We start from the raw sequence: 17360 nt of genomic DNA on the forward strand, positions 1-17360 counted from the left end.
TTATGAACTAGATCGAAGTGCGGTGAAATGTAGGGAAATTTTTATTAAAAATAAAGGCATTGCCCTGCACTGGCGTACAGGGCTAGGAATGTGATGATGCTCCGTATCTTGAGTTAATTATTAACTTACATATTCCCCACAATATCCTGTGCAAACTCAGAAGAAGAACGCAAAGTAGCGCCCTCTAACATATCAGCAAAATCAAAGGTGACGGTTTTATTGGCAATGGTTTTGGATACCGCATTAACGACCAAATCCGCCGCCTCCGTCCAACCTAAATGACGCAACATCATTTCACCGCTCAGAATTAAGGAACCGGGGTTACCTTTATTTTGACCGGCGATTTTCGGTGCGGTGCCATGGGTGGCCTCAAAAATAGCGGCCTCTTGGCCAATATTTGCCCCTGGGGAAATTCCAATCCCGCCCACTTGTGCAGCGAGAGCGTCAGAAATGTAGTCACCGTTTAAATTCAAGGTCGCAATCACATCATAATCGGCTGGGTGCAACAAGGCCTCTTGTAAAAAGGCGTCGGCAATGCAATCTTTAATAATGATTTCACGCCCTGTTTTCGGGTTGGTCAGTTTATGCCAATCGCCGCCGTCTAACGGAGTGGCGCCAAATTCTTTGGCCACTTGATAACCCCATTCTTTAAAGGCGCCCTCGGTGAATTTCATGATATTGCCTTTATGTACCAAGGTGAGGGAACGGCGGTCGTTGTCAATCACATATTGCAACGCCGCACGCACTAAGCGCTGTGTGCCTTGTTTTGAGACAGGTTTGATACCAATACCACAATCTTGGGTGAAACGAATTTTTTTCACGCCCATTTCATCTTGCAAGAATTTAATGACTTTATCGGCCTCGGCAGAACCCGCTTTCCATTCCACACCGGCATAAATATCTTCTGAATTTTCACGGAAAATCACCATGTCCACTAATTCAGGGTGCTTAACAGGGCTTGGGGTGCCTTCGTAATAACGGATAGGGCGTAAACAGTTATACAAATCTAAGCCTTGTCGCATGGCCACATTTAAGGAACGAATGCCACCGCCGACGGGGGTCATTAATGGGCCTTTAATCGCCACATGGTATTCTTTGATCAACGCTAAAGTTTCATCAGGTAACCAAGTATTTTCGCCATAAAGCTGATTAGCTTTGCCACCCGCATAGATTTCACACCACGCAATTTTACGTTCACCGCCATAGGCTTTTTGCACAGCGGCATTAATCACCGTTTGCATCGCAGGGGTCACGTCTACCCCAATGCCATCGCCCTCAATAAACGGGATAATGGGTTGATTTGGCACAGCCAATGAGCCATCTGCGTTTAATTGAATTTTCTCACCTTGTGGAATAATCACTTTCGATGTCATACTTTCTCCTTATATTTTGTGGTGTTTACTGGTAGTATAAGAAGCAGGTCTTTTTAATGGACAACAAAAATAAAAAAGAAACCTTTCGCCCCCAATATTTTTATTATTTGAACAACATATATGAACTTAAAACGAGTTGCAAGAGATAAGTATAAAAAAACAGCTTTTGCGAATAAAAAAAATCAACGCCCCCAAAAAACACGCTCACTTGCCGACACGGTCGTGGTGTTATTTAACAAACCTTACGATGTGCTGTGCCAATTTAGTGGTGAAGATGGTCGAGCCACCTTGAAAGAGTTTATTCCCATTCCGCAGATTTACGCCGCAGGGCGGTTAGATCGGGATAGCGAGGGGTTGTTGCTGTTAACCAATCATGGCGAACTACAACACCGCTTGGCAGATCCCAAATTCAAAACCGAAAAGACCTACTGGGTGCAAGTCGAGGGTGTCCCCACGGAGCAAGAGCTTGAACCATTACGGCACGGCGTTGAGTTAAAAGACGGCATGACAAAGCCCGCCAAAGTGCGGTGTATTTCTGAGCCATTTTTATGGCCAAGACAGCCACCGATTCGGCAACGTCAGGCCATTCCCACAAGTTGGCTTGAAATCAAAATTAGCGAGGGAAAAAATCGTCAAGTTCGCCGCATGACTGCGCATATTGGCTTTCCAACCTTACGTTTAGTGCGTTATGCCACGGCAGGATTAACCCTCAGCCATTTGGCGAATGGCGAATATCGATTATTAAATGAAAGCGAAAAACAACAACTTTTTGCGATGTTAAAATTAACGACGGAATAAGATTATGCACAAACCCAATATCACCATGGCTTGCGTTGTCCATTGCAACGGCAAATTTTTATTTGTAGAAGAAATCGAATACGGTAAGCGTACCCTCAACCAACCCGCAGGCCATTTAGAAAAAGAGGAAACCCTTTTACAAGGGGCAAGCCGTGAACTCTATGAAGAAACAGGCATTCAGGCGGAAATGCAGTCGTTACTGAAAATCTATCAATGGCATGCACCCCGTAGTCAAACGGATTATTTGCGTTTTGTGTTTGTCGTGGAACTGAATGAATGCGTTCCCATTACGCCTCACGACAGTGACATTACCCGAGGGTTATGGCTCACATTAGCGGAATTTCATGACTACATTCAACAAGAGGGGCAATGCGAACGTAACCCCTTGGTTATTCAAGCCTTGCAAGATTATTTGGCCGGAGAACGTTATCCGCTCTCGGTGTTAACGGTATTTGAATAACAAAAAACCCGAACATTTGTTCGGGTTTATGTTGAATGCGCTCGTTATAATTAACGATGACCTTGGCTTAATGGGATTTCTGCATCGGGTTCGTGTGTGATACGGTTACGTAAATCACGACGAATGACCTCAATGGTCCAGAACCAGAAGATATGACCCACTAATTCAGAAATGTGTTCATATAATGGCCAATCTGCCACTGGTGGTGTTAAACCTAACGCAGGGAAAACGATATAGTGTGCACCGATGTCTGCGATAATACCTGCACCGATACCTTGCCAGAATTTCACTTTAGGGAAACGCTCTGCAACGACACAGTAAGCAATAGCAAACACTAATGAGAAAATCATGTGTGTAACGCCGATCCAGTTGAATGCGTGGTCTGCGAAAGTGAATGCAGCTTCGGTTGGATCGATACCAATGTAATCACGTAAGAAAACATGTGGAGGGTTTAAGAAAGCACGTGAACATTGATCTAAGGCACCGTTCATGGCAATCGCACCAGAATTTAACGCATCTAATACGGGTTGTGGACAAGCTGCGCTAAATAAATCAATTGGACTACGTGGTGGGAATGGGTGTTCAGCCCCCCATTTTACGAATGCAGAGATAATACCTGCAATAATACCGACAAATACTGCTAAACCATAACGACGACGTGATGGTTCAGTTTGTTGAAAAATACCTGACATAATAGGCTCCAAGAATATTAAAAATTAATCATATCTATATACGTAACAAATATTTAACAATATAATTACAAAATATAAACATTTGACTTCCTTAGTTTTTTGCAAAATCTAAAGCGGGGTGTATTCTACCATTAACAGAAGAACTGTCAAATTTTATTCACTCAAAAGGGGTAGATTACAAGGCGTTTAACATTGTTGGTAGCCAATCTTCAGCCGCTTGATCTTGATCGTCCACTTGCGACACATCAATACGTAAACTTTCACAAATTTGCACCGCACCTTGAGCCGTCAAGACTTGCTCCACCGTATCCACGGCATAACAGAAGGTGTCATAATCAGAATTGCCTAATCCGACCACTGCAAAACGCACGCCGGTGAGATCTTGTTGTTTCACTTCATCGATAAAGGGTTGGATATTTTCGGGCAATTCGCCTGCACCGTGGGTGGACGTCACGATAAGCCACAGTTTTTGATTTTCTACATCGGCAAAGGTGGCGTTGTTTTCAATTTGGGTGTCGAAACCTTGTTGTTCAAGGCAATCGGCGAGATGATCAGCGACGTATTCGGCGCCGCCGAGGGTGGAGCCGGTGATAATGGCGATTGGGTTTGGCATAATAATCTCCTTTAAAAAATTTACCCTCACCCTAGCCCTCTCCCAACGGGAGAGGGAACGATTTGAGTATATAAAAATTGTTATTTTTTCACCGTTCATTTCCCTCTCCCTTTGGGAGAGGGCTAGGGTGAGGGTGAAAAGCTAAATATCCAAATTCGCCCTTAACGCATTACTCTCAATAAACTCACGACGTGGTTCCACTTCATCCCCCATCAACGTGGTAAACAACTGATCCGCTTCCACCGCATCTTTAATGGTTACTTTCAACATATGGCGAGCCTCTGGATCCATGGTGGTTTCCCAAAGTTGGTCAGGGTTCATTTCGCCTAACCCTTTATAACGTTGTACCGTCAAACCACGGCGAGATTCTTTGACTAACCAATCCACGGCTTGCTCAAAACTGCTGACGTCTAAACGACGTTCGCCACGAGTCACATACGCCCCATCATCCAACAAACCACTTAACTGTTGACCCAGTTTGACGATACGAGCATATTCATTACCGTTGGCAAAAGCATAATCTAAGCTGTAATTGGTGTCGATACCATGAGTACGCACGGTTAATAACATTTCATGTGACTGGCGTTCTTGGTTGAATAACACTTGGTGCGAATAATGGTTACCACTGGTGTCTTTTTCTTTCAAACGTTCCACCAATAAATTTGCCCAATTTTCCACCGCAGTTTGATCTTTCATTAACTCATTCGTCAGTGTTGGATAATACACCAATTCTTTTAGCAAGGCCTCTGGGTAACGGCGGTGTAAACGTGCGATCATTTGGGTGACATTATTATATTCCGTGACTAATTTCTCTAATGGTAATCCGGTCATCGCTGGGGCATTCGGATTGATATATAACGCCGCATCATCTAACGCAATCGCTAACTCATATTCGATCATCGCAGGTTCATCTTTAATATATTGTTCTTGCTTGCCTTTTTTCACTTTGTACAATGGCGGTTGTGCAATATACACATAACCACGCTCAATAATTTCCGGCATTTGACGATAGAAGAATGTCAATAAAAGCGTGCGAATATGCGAACCGTCCACGTCCGCATCGGTCATAATAATCACTTTGTGATAACGCATTTTGTCAGGATTATATTCATCACGCCCAATGCCACAGCCGAGAGCAGTGATTAAGGTACCCACTTCTTGCGAAGACAGCATTTTATCAAAACGGGCTTTTTCCACGTTGAGAATTTTCCCTTTCAACGGCAAAATCGCTTGATTTTTACGATTCCGCCCTTGTTTGGCTGAACCGCCAGCGGAGTCCCCTTCCACTAAGTAAAGTTCGGAAAGGGCAGGATCGCGTTCTTGACAGTCCGCCAGTTTGCCTGGAAGACCTGCAATATCCAACACGCCTTTGCGTCGAGTCATTTCACGGGCTTTACGAGCCGCTTCTCTAGCTCTTGCGGCATCCACAATTTTGGTGGCAATAATTTTGGCATCGTTCGGATTTTCTTCTAAATATTCCTGCAAACGCTCATTCATTGCGGATTCCACCGCCCCTTTCACTTCGGACGAAACGAGTTTGTCTTTGGTTTGGGAAGAAAATTTCGGATCAGGCACTTTCACTGAGACAATCGCCACTAGCCCCTCACGAGCATCATCGCCTGACGTTTCCACTTTATCTTTTTCGCTTTTCCCTTTTTTATTTAAGCCTGATTTTTCCATATAGCTATTTAATGTTCGGGTCAAGGCACCACGGAAACCGGCTAAATGGGTACCGCCGTCTCGTTGTGGAATGTTGTTAGTAAAGCAGTAAATATTTTCGTTGTAGCCATCATTCCATTGCAACGACACTTCCACGCCAATGCCGTCTTTTTCCACGGAAAAATAGAATGGTTTCGGGTGAATTGGGGTTTTATTTTGATTTAAATATTCCACAAAGGCTTGAATACCGCCCTCATAATGGAAATGATCTTGCGTACCATCACGTTCATCAAATAATTTAATTGACACGCCAGAGTTTAAGAACGATAACTCACGTAAACGTTTTTTCAGGATTTCGTATTCAAAGACAGTTTTGCTAAAAATGGTTGAACTCGGCCAAAAACGCACTGTCGTCCCTGTTTTTCTGGTGTCACCGATTTGAGCCAATGGGGCTTGCGGTTCACCTAAACGATAGGTTTGTTCATACACATGTCCTTGACGGCGAATGGTGAGCAATAATTTATCAGAAAGGGCATTCACCACCGATACACCCACGCCGTGCAAACCGCCTGATACTTTATAAGAATTATCATCAAACTTACCGCCAGCGTGCAACACGGTCATAATCACTTCCGCCGCCGACACCCCTTCTTCAGGGTGAATATCCACAGGAATACCACGACCATCATCCACCACGGAAACAGAATTATCTTCATGGATCGTCACAATAATATCTTTACAATGCCCAGCTAAGGCTTCATCAATGGCATTATCCACCACTTCAAACACCATATGATGCAAGCCGGTACCGTCATCGGTATCGCCGATATACATGCCGGGGCGTTTCCGCACGGCATCTAAGCCTTTTAATACTTTAATGCTACTGGCACCGTATTCGCCTTGTTGTGATTCTGGTTGGATATTATCTGTCATAGGGTTTCTCAATTTGGTGAAAATTTGGGGGAATTATAGCATAGATTAGGGGAAAAATAACGGAAAATTTGGGTTTTACCCTCACCCCTGCCCTCTCCCAAAGGGAGAGGGGGTTAATATTGGAAAAGTTAGATTTTTTTGATTAATATAACGATCGTCCCCTCACCCTAGCCCTCTCCCAAAGGGAGAGAGGATTGATCTTGGGAAAATTAGATTTTTTTGATTAATATAACGATCGTCCCCTCACCCTAGCCCTCTCCCAAAGGGAGAGGGGATTGATCTTGGGAAAGTTAGATTTTTTTGATTAATATAACGATCGTCTCCTCACCCTAACCCTCTCCCAAAGGGAGAGGGGATTGATCTTGGGAAAGTTAGATTTTTTTGATTAATATAACGATCGTCCCCTCTCCCTTTGGGAGAGGGTTAGGGTGAGGGTAAAAATCCCCTTTAATTCCCCCCATTTTTATGCGAAAATAAACACATCCAAATCATTTCATAACCCATTGTTAATATTGATAAATTAAGCAGGAGGTAGTATAATGCACCACAGCACCACAGCACCACAGCACCACAGCACCACAGCACCACATCTGGTGACCACCAAACACAAGCGGAACAAAACGCCTTTCTCAATGAGCTAGACAAAAACCTTTGGGCGAGTGCGGATAAGCTCCGTCAGCAATTAAGCCCGAGCAGTTATAAATATGTCATTCTTGGCTTAATCTTTCTCAAATACGTTTCCGACAGTTTCAGCGTTCAGCAAGAAAAAAATCAACAAAATTTCACCAATCCCGACAGCGAATATTATCTCGATCCTGCTTTTTTCACCCCTGAGCAAATTGCCGAAGAAGCCGAAAATCGGGATTATTTCACCGAAAATAACGTCTTTTGGCTGCCTGTTGAATCCCGTTGGGATAATCTCAAACAGGTCATCACCTATAACCGTGGTGATGAATTGCCTTGGGGTGGGAAGTTTAACGGGGCATCTGCCCTAATTGATAACGCCCTTGATGCCATTGAGCGGGAAAACCCTGTGTTGAAAAATAACCTGCAACATATCAGCGAATTTCGGGTGGACGATCACACGATGGCGGAGTTGATTAACCTGTTTTCCAGCACGGATTTTTCCAAACCGATGTATAACGGTCAGCCGATTTCGCTCAGTGCCAAAGATATTTTGGGTCACGTTTATGAATATTTCTTAGGCAAATTTGCGATGGCAGAAGGGCAACGGGGCGGTGAGTTCTTTACGCCGAAATCCATTGTGTCGCTGATTGTGGAAATGCTCGAACCCTATCAAGGGCGAGTATATGACCCAGCGATGGGATCAGGCGGCTTTTTTGTGCAGACCGACCGCTTTATTCAAGAACATCAGGGCAAACGCAATGCGGTGTCCATTTTTGGGCAAGAAGCCAATCTCACCACCTATCGCCTAGCCATTATGAATATGGCGATTCGGGGCATTGAAGCCAATTTTGAACTGGCAAACACGCTCACCACCCCACGCCATTTAGACTAGCGAATGGATTTTATTATGGCAAATCCGCCCTTTAATGTGTCCGATTGGTGGCAGGAAAAACTGATTGACGACCCACGCTGGACGTTCGGGATTCCGCCACAGGGCAATGCCAATTTTGCGTGGCTGCAACATATGATTTATCACCTAAGCCCCAAAGGGCGAATGGCAATGGTGCTGGCAAACGGCTCAATGAGTTCGCAAACCAACAACGAAGGGGAAATTCGCAAAAATATTATTCAAGCCGATCTGGTCGAATGTATGGTCGCCTTGCCAAGCCAACTGTTCGCCAACGTGCAAATCCCAGCTTGCATTTGGTTTTTAAACAAAGCCAAAGCTCGCCAAGGCGAAGTGTTGTTTATTGACGCACGCAAAATCGGCTTTATGAAAAGCCGTAAACAACGGGATTTCACCGCCGATGACATTGCGAAAATCGCCCAAACTTACCACAATTGGCAACAAGGCAAGGATTATGAAAACGTGCCTGCCTATTGCTATTCCGCCAGTTTAGATGAAATTGCCGCCAATGATTTTGTACTGACCGCTGGGCGATATGTGGGGGCAGAAGAAGCCGAAGATGACGGCGTACCTTTTGCGGAAAAAATGCAAAAATTAACCGCAGTTTTGAATGAACAGTTTAAATTGGGGGCGGCGTTGGAAGCGAAGATTAGAAAGAATTTGGGGGAATTGGGGTATGAGTGATTGGAAAGAGTATAAACTGAAAGATTGTATTGATGTTGTTATTGATAATCGTGGGAAAACACCGCCACTATCAGACACAGGCTATCAGTTAGTAGAAACTAATGCAATCAATGGCGATAATAAATATCCAGACTTTTCAAAGGTAACTAAATTCGTAAATGAAGAAACGTATAATTCTTGGTTTAGAAAAGGACACCCCAAAAAAGGTGATGTATTAATTTCAACCGTTGGGGCTAATATTGGTCGCGTAGCTTATTCAAAAGGAAGTAGATTTTGTATTGCTCAAAATCTAATTGCATTACGAACAAATTCACTATTGGATTCTGAATATCTTTATTATTTTTTAACTAGCACAAAAATTCAAAACAATTTAAAAGCATTGGATATAGGTTCTGCACAACCTAATTTGAAAGTACCGCATTTACTATCACTTAATATTACTATTCCTGATATAAACCATCAAAGGAAACTTGTTGATATTTTAAGTAAATTAGACGACAAGATCACCCTAAACACCCAAACCAATCAAACCCTAGAACAAATCGCCCAAACGATTTTTAAAAGCTGGTTTATTGATTTTGACCCCGTGCGAGCCAAAGCCGAAGCCTTGGCAGATGGGAAAAGCGAACAAGAAGCCAATTTAGCCGCCGCTGAAGTGATTGGGGGAGAAAGTGCGGTGGAAATGGCGAGAGTTTTTCCGAGTGGGTTTGGGGAAGATGGGGGGCCGTTGGGGTGGGAATATCAAAGCGTTGATCAATTATTTGATGTTGCCATTGGTAAAACACCACCACGAAAAGAGCCTGAATGGTTTTCTGAAAATTCTGATGATATGCAATGGATTTCTATCAAGGATATGGGAAATTCTGGCGTATTTATCACACAAAGCAGCGAATATTTAACAAATGAAGCAGTAGATAAATTTAACGTAAAACGTATTCCGAATAATACGGTTATTTTAAGTTTTAAATTAACCGTTGGACGCGTAGCCATTACCACAAAAGAAACCACAACGAACGAAGCGATTGCACACTTTAAATTGAAAGATAATTCATTGTTAAGCAGTGAATTTTTATATTGTTATTTGAAACAGTTTAATTTTAATGAGCTGGGCAGTACATCATCAATCGCCACTGCGGTTAATTCAAAAATGGTGAAAGACATCAAAGTTATTGTTCCAAATACTGAAGTTATGAATATTTTCCAAGAAAAAGTTGATGCCATTTTTGAGAAAATAAAGGTTGCTACTTTTGAAAATGAAAATTTAGAAAAGATAAGAGATGGATTATTGCCTAGATTATTGAATGGGGAGATTGAGTTATGAGTGAAACATCAGACCTATTCAATAATATAAAACAATGGGCTAATAATGATGAACCCTTAGCATTTAGCAAAATTAATGGTGAAGATAGCGATCAGATCCCAGCGATTAAAGTTAATAATTGGACAGATTTTATTCAATTATTGGAAATGCCCTTTTTTAACGAGCCAAATGCTGAACTCATTTTTCGTGGACAACGCCGCTATGACTGGGGATTAACACCAACACTGGCAAGAGTGACTGAAAATAATCTTTTGACCGAAAAGATTATCAATGAACAATTAAGATTGTTTAAACAGGCTTTGCGTGGAAGATTGCAAGAGAATTTGTTAATGCTAAATGAAAATGATTTCTATGATGATGAAATTTGGGCAATTGGACAACATTATGGGTTCGCCCTTGTTAGATTGGACATATTCCCCTTATGTGGCATTATTTTTTGCTTTTTCTGAAGAAGATAAAACAGATGAAAAAGATAATCCCTATCGGGTTATTTATATTGCAAATAAGCAATTACTTGAAGACACGTTGGAATTTATTGAGCCAAAGATAGATATCTACGGTAGATTAATCAATCAGTCTGGATTATTTACGAAAAGTAAGGCAAATGCGTCAATTGAAAGCCGAATTATAGATCAGATGACGTCAAATGATGATGAAAATGAAAAATTAAACAATGATGAAGATTTAACAAATGAATTAGCAAAATATATTTGTAAAATCTATATCAAAAATGATGAGCATATACGAAAAAATTGTCTGAATAGCTTATTAAAAATGAATATCCATTATGCAAATTTATTACCTGATATTACAGGTGCATCAAAATATTGCAATTTTAAAATACAAATGCTAAAAACACCATAAACGTAGGGGCGAATCTATGTATCCGCCCATTAAATTCGGAGCGTGGTTTCGGGCGGATACGCCGATCCGCCCCTACAGGAAATAGGGAATTTTGCGAAATTGCGGTGAAAAAATAATGAAATCGTAGGGTCGGATCTATGTATCCGCCCGTTAAATTCGGAGCGTGGTTTCGGGCGGATACGCAGATCCGCCCCTACGGAAATTGGGAAATTTTACAGAAATTGCGATGAAGAAAAATCTGTAGGGTCGGATCTATGTATCCGACCGCTAAATTCGGAGTGGTTTCGGGTGAATCTCCCAATCCTACAGAAAATTATCCGACATTTTGATACAATGGAGAAATCATTCATACAATCAATGTCAGGAATAATATGAATTTAACACGCCCACAACGCAAAATTATTCGTTTACAGGAATATGATTATTCAGATGATGGCGTATATTTTGTAACAATATGTATTAATTCTCGTCTGTGCTTATTAGGACATATTGATGATAACCAAATGATATTAAATAACGCTGGAAAAATGGTTGATTTCTGGTATCACGAAATGATGAACAAATTTACTATGGTACATTGTTTAGATTATGTGATTATGCCTAACCATATTCATTTTATTTTACATATAGAAAATGACGAAAATACGCCGAGAAAATCGTTAAGTGATATTATTCAATGGTTTAAAATAATGACCACCAATGAATATATGAGAAATGTAAAAGAACAGGGTTGGCAACGTTTTGATAAAAAATTATGGCAACGCAGTTATTATGAACACATTATTCGCAATGAAAAATCATACAATGAAATTGTTGAATATATAGAAAATAATCCGTTTACTTGGATCGATGATATTTTATATATGAATTAACCGTAGGGGCGAATCTATGTATTCGCCCGTTAAATTCGGAGCGTGGTTTTGGGCGGATACGCAGATCCGCCCCTACGGAAATTGGGAATTTTGGGTAAAGTGCGGTGAAAAATAATAACGTTTTAAAAGGAAAATAAAAATGAGCCACAGTTATCGTAAGCATAAATTTTTCGGCTACGGTGGCGGTGATACAGATCAGGCATTTAAACAACGTTTTAATCGTTCTTTTCGCCGTATTAGTAAACAACATATTGAAAGTGATCGTGAGCCATTACACTCAATGCACGAAGTCGGTCCCCCTTGGGAAAGCACCAAAATTGCAAAGCATTATTGGGCAGGAGCGAGTGAAAGGGATATGCGGAAGTAGAAGAACCACCCTGCACTCACGTACAGGGTTAAGCAAATAACGATGCTCCGCATCTGACTGGAGCTACGGCGTAGCGAGACTATGCGTAGCCCCGTACGAGAGTGCGGGGCAAACTAAAGGAGAAAACTTATGCCACTCAACATCAACGAAGAAGCCATTGAGAACCTTGCCCTTGAGCATCTAGCCGCTCTCGGTTGGGAGCATACCGATGCTCGTCAAATTGAGGAAAACAGTGAGTTTTCTCGTGCCAATCCGTCTGATGTGATATTTAAGCGGATTTTACAGGATGCGGTGGAACGGCTGAATCCTGATTTGCCTGAAATGGCGGTGGCGGATGTGGTAGCTCAGGTGTTGCGAGTGTCGGGGGCAAGTCTTTCCGAACGGAATCAAGTAGCGTATCAGCTGTTGCGTAACGGCGTGCCTGTGTCTTACAAGCAAAACGGCAAAACTATTCATTACAACGCCTATCTCATTGACTTCAACAATCCCGATAATAACCGCTTTGATATGGTTAATCAGCTCACCATTAAAGGTCGCAAAGGCAATCGCCGTCCTGATGTGGTTGGGTTTGTTAATGGTTTGCCGTTAGTGGTATTTGAGTTGAAAAATCCCCTTTCCGATCAAGCGGATATTTTGGATGCTTATCATCAATTGCAGACTTATAAAGACGAAATCGCCGATCTGTTTGTGTTTAATCAAGCCTTGATTATTAGCGATTTTTCCCAAGCCAGACTGGGATCGCTCACGGCGAATTTTGAACGCTTTACGGTGTGGCGAGTGGTAGATGAAAAAAACGATTCGCAACGCATTACCTTTGAAAATGAATTGGTCGGCTTAATGCACGGGCTGCTCACGCCTGAAAACTGGTTGAATTATGTGCAAAATTTCGTGGTGTTTGAAAATGATGATGGCAATGTAATTAAGAAAATCGCCGCCTATCACCAATTTTATGGGGTCAATGAAGCGGTGGATTGCACGCTTTTGGCGGCGGCTCCCAACGGTAATCGCAAAATTGGCGTGATGTGGCATACGCAAGGATCAGGCAAATCGCTGTCTATGTTGTTTTATGCTGGGCGTGTGTTGGCTCAACCGAGTTTGCAAAATCCGACCATTGTGGTGGTGACCGACCGCAATGATTTAGACGGGCAACTGTTCGCCACCTTTTCCGCTGGCGAAAGTATTATTCGGCAAAAACCTGTGCAAGCGGAAGATCGGGAAAATTTGCGTGATGAATTGGCGAAGCGTGAAACTGGTGGGGTGATTTTCACCACGATTCAAAAATTTGCCTTGTTGGACGGTGAGCAATATCATCCAATGTTGAATGACCGCGCCAATATTATTGTGATGACAGACGAAGCCCACCGCACCCAATATGGCTTTAATACCCAAATCAAAAATGGGCAATATCGCACTGGGTTTGCTAAATATTTGCGTGAAGCCTTGCCGAATGCGTCTTTTATTGGCTTCACTGGCACGCCGATTTCGCAGGAAGACAAGGACACGCAAGATGTGTTCGGTCGCTATGTGTCCATTTATGCGATGGAAGATGCGGTGGCTGACGGAGCGACCGTGCCGATTTTTTATCAAGCCTTACAAATTAAACTGGGCGAATCGGAGCAGTTTGATTATGTGATTCGGGAAGCGGAAGCGGTGTATGACGCTGGCGAAAATGCTCGAATGAAGATGATGGAAAAACTGGTGGGATCCGATGGGCGGTTGAATTTGCTCGCCGACAGCATTGTGAGCCATTTTGAAAAACGTTGCGAAAGCATTGAAAGCAAGGCGATGACGGTGGTGATGAGCCGTGAGATTGCGGTGAAATTATACCAAAAAATCACCGCACTTCGCCCTGAATGGCATTCGGACGATGTGAATCAAGGGGCGTTGAAAGTCATTATGACAGGTTCGGCTTCCGATCCTGAACATCTGCAACGCTTTGTACCCAGCAAAGATGACTGCAAATTGTTGGAAAAACGCTTTAAAGAGCCGAATGATAGTCTTCGCATGGTGATTGTGGTGGATATGTGGCTGACAGGCTTTGATGTGCCGTGCTGTAACACGATGTATATCGACAAGCCGATGAAAGAGCATAATCTAATGCAAGCCATTGCAAGGGTGAATCGGGTGTTCCGTAATAAAAGCAATGAAAACGGCGGTTTGATTGTGGATTATATCGGGCTGACGGCGGCGTTACGTGAAGCGACAGCAATGTATGGACGCAACCAGACTGGCGGCGAATCGGTGGCGGTGGATATTGCCTTAGTAAAACAAAAATTAGCGGAAAATATGGATATTATCCACAAACAATTTGCTACCCCAGTTAAAGGCAAGGCGTTTGATTTGCAAGAAGCACTTTCCCACACCAGCGTTGAACCGTTGTTGCACGCCATTAATCAAGCAGCGGAACATATTTTAGCCTTGGATTATGAGCAAAAATCCAACGATAAAAAAGATCCAACCCCACGCAAAACGGCGTTTATTCGTGCCGTGCGGAGTGCGAAAAAAGGCTATGCCTTGTGCGGTCCCGATCCGTTCGTTAAACGTTTTGAGCGAGAGTTGGCGTTTTTTGATAGTATCCGTCAACGTATCGGCAAAGATACGCCAACAAAAACGGCGGATCGAGAACGTCAAATTCGCTTAGTGGAATTGCTCAATCAGGCGGTTGAATCGCAAGGCGTGGTGAATTTGCTGGACGAATTGGACGATCATCAAGCCAATATCAGCTTACTCTCCGATGAATTTTTGGAACGAGTGCAAAAAAGTGGCACGAAAAATCTGTGGGCGGAACGCATTGCGAAATATTTACAGCAGAATTTCCGCAAAGGAGCTGGCAGCAATATCACGCTGCAAAAAACCTTTGAAGATAAACTCAAAGAAACCATGAATCAATATCATAACCAAAGTTTAAGTGTTGCTGATGTATTGAAAGCCTTAATTGATATGGCAAAAGAGTTTGAAGCACAGCAAAAACGTGGCGAAGAGTTGGGGTTGAGTTATGCCGAATTAGCGTTTTATGATGCCTTAATTCGTAATGAAAGTGCGGTGCAAATTATGCAAGATGCCGTGTTAAAACGCTTGGCACAAGAAATCACCGATCAATTGCAAAAATCCGTCACGCTGGATTGGAAAATTAAACCTGCAGTGAAAGCCCGCATGCGAAATATTATCCGTTTAACCCTGAAAAAGAACGGCTATCCACCTGATTTAGAGCAAGAGGCCATCGCACGAGTATTGGAACAGGCGGAAGTGTTGGGGGATGAATTGGTGGGATAATCCTCTAACACTAGGCATAATAAAAGATGCCGAGCATCGTTATTGGCTTAGCCTCGTACGCCAGTGCGGGGTACAAAAAAGGGGCGTATTCAATACGCCCCTAAAATCTTGCTGAAATCGTTAATTATTTAACAATTTTTGCTACCACACCAGCACCAACGGTACGGCCACCCTCACGGATAGCGAAACGTAAACCTTGGTCCATGGCGATTGGGTGGATTAGGCTAACTGTCATTTTGATGTTGTCGCCTGGCATTACCATTTCCACGCCTTCTGGTAACTCGATGGTACCTGTTACGTCAGTTGTACGGAAGTAGAACTGTGGACGGTAACCTTTGAAGAATGGAGTATGACGTCCGCCTTCTTCTTTTGATAATACGTAAACTTCTGATTCGAAATCGGTGTGTGGAGTGATTGAACCTGGTTTAGCAAGCACTTGACCACGTTCGATTTCTTCACGTTTTGTACCACGTAATAATGCACCGATGTTTTCACCTGCACGACCTTCGTCAAGTAATTTACGGAACATTTCAACACCCGTTACAGTTGTTTTTGTGGTATCTTTGATACCCACGATTTCAACTTCGTCACCAGTACGTACGATACCACGTTCTACACGACCAGTAACAACGGTACCACGACCAGAGATTGAGAATACATCTTCAATTGGTAATAGGAACGGTTGGTCAATTGCACGTTCTGGTTCTGGGATGTAAGTATCTAAGTGGTTAGCTAACTCAACGATTTTTTCTTCCCATTCTGCGTCGCCTTCAAGGGCTTTTAAGGCAGAACCACGTACGATTGGGGTATCGTCGCCTGGGAAATCGTATTGTGAAAGTAATTCACGTACTTCCATTTCGACTAATTCTAATAACTCTTCGTCATCTACCATGTCGCATTTGTTTAAGAATACGATGATGTATGGCACGCCTACTTGGCGACCTAATAAGATGTGTTCACGAGTTTGTGGCATTGGGCCATCAGTTGCTGCAACGACTAAGATTGCACCGTCCATTTGTGCCGCACCGGTAATCATGTTTTTAACATAGTCGGCGTGTCCCGGACAGTCAACGTGTGCGTAATGACGAGTTGGGGTATCGTATTCAACGTGTGAAGTGTTGATGGTGATACCACGTGCTTTTTCTTCTGGTGCGTTATCGATTTGGTCGAATGCACGAGCGGCACCGCCGTATTTTTTTGCTAATACAGTGGTAATTGCTGCTGTTAAAGTTGTTTTACCATGGTCAACGTGGCCGATTGTACCCACGTTAACGTGCGGTTTTGTACGTTCAAATTTTTCTTTAGACATGTTAAGAAGTCCCTCTAAAAAACACGGTTATTGATGGTACAATAACACCACATTAACCTAATGTAACTAAAATTCGGTTTATATCAAAGGAAGTTGAAATTAAGAAGTGGTGCTGATAGGCGGATTTGAACCGCCGACCTCACCCTTACCAAGGGTGCGCTCTACCAACTGAGCTATATCAGCGCTTACTTGGAGCGGGCAGCGGGAATCGAACCCGCATCTCTAGCTTGGAAGGCTAGGGTAATAGCCATTATACGATGCCCGCAGTCCTAAATTCATCTGTCCATCAAACAAATTCATTGAAAGTGGTGGAGGGAGAAGGATTCGAACCTTCGAAGGCTGAGCCAACAGATTTACAGTCTGCCCCCTTTGGCCGCTCGGGAACCCCTCCACTAAATGAATTGCCTGTTTACGAAGAATGGTGCCGACTATCGGAATCGAACTGATGACCTACTGATTACAAGTCAGTTGCTCTACCTACTGAGCTAAGTCGGCATTCGTAAGCAAGTGGTGCGTATTATAGGGAAATTTTACGCCCTGACAAGTATTTTTTATCAAAAAAATAAAAAATTACACTTATTCGACTAATAAACAAGCAGAATAATAGG

Annotated in this window: 11 protein-coding genes, 4 tRNA genes and 2 pseudogenes; 8 read left to right on the forward strand and 9 right to left on the reverse strand. The window is 42.8% G+C overall.

Annotated elements, in window-relative coordinates; translation table 11 throughout:
- Positions 1–125: 125 nt before the first annotated feature.
- On the reverse strand, positions 126–1373 hold the full coding sequence (gene icd / locus ACTG7Q_RS01665) for an NADP-dependent isocitrate dehydrogenase (protein WP_439240184.1): 1248 nt from the start codon (positions 1371–1373) through the stop codon (positions 126–128).
- A 120-nt stretch (positions 1374–1493) separates the two neighbouring features.
- Between icd and ACTG7Q_RS01670 the strand changes: the two genes are divergently transcribed.
- Together ACTG7Q_RS01670 and ACTG7Q_RS01675 are read left to right on the forward strand one after the other, a co-directional pair.
- Positions 1494–2171 carry a pseudouridine synthase gene (locus ACTG7Q_RS01670; RefSeq protein ID WP_439240186.1) on the forward strand — a complete coding sequence of 226 codons (678 nt, stop codon included), beginning with the start codon at positions 1494–1496 and terminating at the stop codon, positions 2169–2171.
- 4 nt (positions 2172–2175) lie between these two features.
- Entirely contained in the window at positions 2176–2631 is a 456-nt protein-coding gene (locus ACTG7Q_RS01675; protein ID WP_439240188.1) for an NUDIX hydrolase, read from the forward strand.
- 50 nt (positions 2632–2681) lie between these two features.
- On the opposite strand, the gene ACTG7Q_RS01680 is transcribed toward ACTG7Q_RS01675, so the two are convergent.
- The 3 genes from ACTG7Q_RS01680 to gyrB all read right to left on the reverse strand — a co-directional run bounded on the left by ACTG7Q_RS01680 (position 2682) and on the right by gyrB (position 6528).
- Positions 2682–3323 (reverse strand): YagU family protein, encoded by a 642-nt coding sequence (locus ACTG7Q_RS01680; RefSeq protein ID WP_439240190.1) that lies wholly within the window; start codon positions 3321–3323, stop codon positions 2682–2684.
- Between the two features lie 175 nt (positions 3324–3498).
- Positions 3499–3936 (reverse strand): FMN-binding protein MioC, encoded by a 438-nt coding sequence (gene mioC, locus ACTG7Q_RS01685; RefSeq protein ID WP_439240192.1) that lies wholly within the window; start codon positions 3934–3936, stop codon positions 3499–3501.
- Between the two features lie 141 nt (positions 3937–4077).
- Positions 4078–6528, reverse strand: coding sequence for a DNA topoisomerase (ATP-hydrolyzing) subunit B (gene gyrB, locus ACTG7Q_RS01690; protein ID WP_439240194.1), 2451 nt, complete (start codon positions 6526–6528; stop codon positions 4078–4080).
- A gap of 583 nt (positions 6529–7111) precedes the next feature.
- On the opposite strand from gyrB, the pseudogene ACTG7Q_RS01695 reads away from it, so the two are divergent.
- The 6 genes and pseudogenes from ACTG7Q_RS01695 to ACTG7Q_RS01720 form a co-directional block, all read left to right on the forward strand.
- Positions 7112–8746: pseudogene (locus ACTG7Q_RS01695) on the forward strand (type I restriction-modification system subunit M); the annotation flags it as partial.
- Positions 8739–10067 (forward strand): restriction endonuclease subunit S, encoded by a 1329-nt coding sequence (locus ACTG7Q_RS01700; protein ID WP_439240196.1) that lies wholly within the window; start codon positions 8739–8741, stop codon positions 10065–10067. The pseudogene ACTG7Q_RS01695 and the gene ACTG7Q_RS01700, both read left to right, overlap by 8 nt.
- Before the next feature lie 146 nt (positions 10068–10213).
- Positions 10214–10931 (forward strand): annotated as a pseudogene (locus tag ACTG7Q_RS01705) (FRG domain-containing protein).
- A 371-nt stretch (positions 10932–11302) separates the two neighbouring features.
- Entirely contained in the window at positions 11303–11803 is a 501-nt protein-coding gene (locus tag ACTG7Q_RS01710; RefSeq protein WP_439240198.1) for a transposase, read from the forward strand.
- 139 nt (positions 11804–11942) lie between these two features.
- Positions 11943–12170, forward strand: coding sequence for a hypothetical protein (locus tag ACTG7Q_RS01715; protein WP_439240200.1), 228 nt, complete (start codon positions 11943–11945; stop codon positions 12168–12170).
- Positions 12171–12299: 129 nt separating this feature from the next.
- Positions 12300–15443, forward strand: coding sequence for a type I restriction endonuclease subunit R (locus ACTG7Q_RS01720; RefSeq protein WP_439240202.1), 3144 nt, complete (start codon positions 12300–12302; stop codon positions 15441–15443).
- Between the two features lie 124 nt (positions 15444–15567).
- Here ACTG7Q_RS01720 and tuf read toward each other — a convergent pair whose 3' ends face one another.
- The 5 genes from tuf to ACTG7Q_RS01745 all read right to left on the reverse strand — a co-directional run bounded on the left by tuf (position 15568) and on the right by ACTG7Q_RS01745 (position 17247).
- Positions 15568–16752: an elongation factor Tu gene (gene tuf / locus ACTG7Q_RS01725; protein ID WP_439240204.1), complete on the reverse strand. Its 1185-nt coding sequence runs from the start codon at positions 16750–16752 to the stop codon at positions 15568–15570.
- Between the two features lie 107 nt (positions 16753–16859).
- A tRNA-Thr gene (locus tag ACTG7Q_RS01730) sits at positions 16860–16935 on the reverse strand.
- Positions 16936–16942: 7 nt separating this feature from the next.
- Positions 16943–17017: transfer RNA gene (locus ACTG7Q_RS01735), tRNA-Gly, on the reverse strand.
- 41 nt (positions 17018–17058) lie between these two features.
- Positions 17059–17143, reverse strand: a tRNA-Tyr gene (locus ACTG7Q_RS01740).
- A 28-nt stretch (positions 17144–17171) separates the two neighbouring features.
- Positions 17172–17247 (reverse strand) — tRNA-Thr (locus tag ACTG7Q_RS01745).
- Positions 17248–17360: the final 113 nt, after the last annotated feature.

The sequence above is a fragment of the Lonepinella sp. BR2474 genome (assembly GCF_051851555.1).
GTDB lineage: Bacteria > Pseudomonadota > Gammaproteobacteria > Enterobacterales > Pasteurellaceae > Lonepinella.

Excerpts from the sequence above, each read along its gene's own strand:
- ACTG7Q_RS01715 (WP_439240200.1), top strand. The coding sequence starts at position 11,943 with ATGAGCCACAGTTATCGTAAGCATAAATTTTTCGGCTACGGTGGCGGT.
- ACTG7Q_RS01680 (WP_439240190.1), bottom strand. The coding sequence starts at position 3,323 with ATGTCAGGTATTTTTCAACAAACTGAACCATCACGTCGTCGTTATGGT.
- ACTG7Q_RS01670 (WP_439240186.1), top strand. The coding sequence starts at position 1,494 with ATGAACTTAAAACGAGTTGCAAGAGATAAGTATAAAAAAACAGCTTTT.
- mioC (WP_439240192.1), bottom strand. The coding sequence starts at position 3,936 with ATGCCAAACCCAATCGCCATTATCACCGGCTCCACCCTCGGCGGCGCC.
- ACTG7Q_RS01700 (WP_439240196.1), top strand. The coding sequence starts at position 8,739 with ATGAGTGATTGGAAAGAGTATAAACTGAAAGATTGTATTGATGTTGTT.
- tuf (WP_439240204.1), bottom strand. The coding sequence starts at position 16,752 with ATGTCTAAAGAAAAATTTGAACGTACAAAACCGCACGTTAACGTGGGT.
- ACTG7Q_RS01675 (WP_439240188.1), top strand. The coding sequence starts at position 2,176 with ATGCACAAACCCAATATCACCATGGCTTGCGTTGTCCATTGCAACGGC.
- gyrB (WP_439240194.1), bottom strand. The coding sequence starts at position 6,528 with ATGACAGATAATATCCAACCAGAATCACAACAAGGCGAATACGGTGCC.
- ACTG7Q_RS01720 (WP_439240202.1), top strand. The coding sequence starts at position 12,300 with ATGCCACTCAACATCAACGAAGAAGCCATTGAGAACCTTGCCCTTGAG.
- ACTG7Q_RS01710 (WP_439240198.1), top strand. The coding sequence starts at position 11,303 with ATGAATTTAACACGCCCACAACGCAAAATTATTCGTTTACAGGAATAT.
- icd (WP_439240184.1), bottom strand. The coding sequence starts at position 1,373 with ATGACATCGAAAGTGATTATTCCACAAGGTGAGAAAATTCAATTAAAC.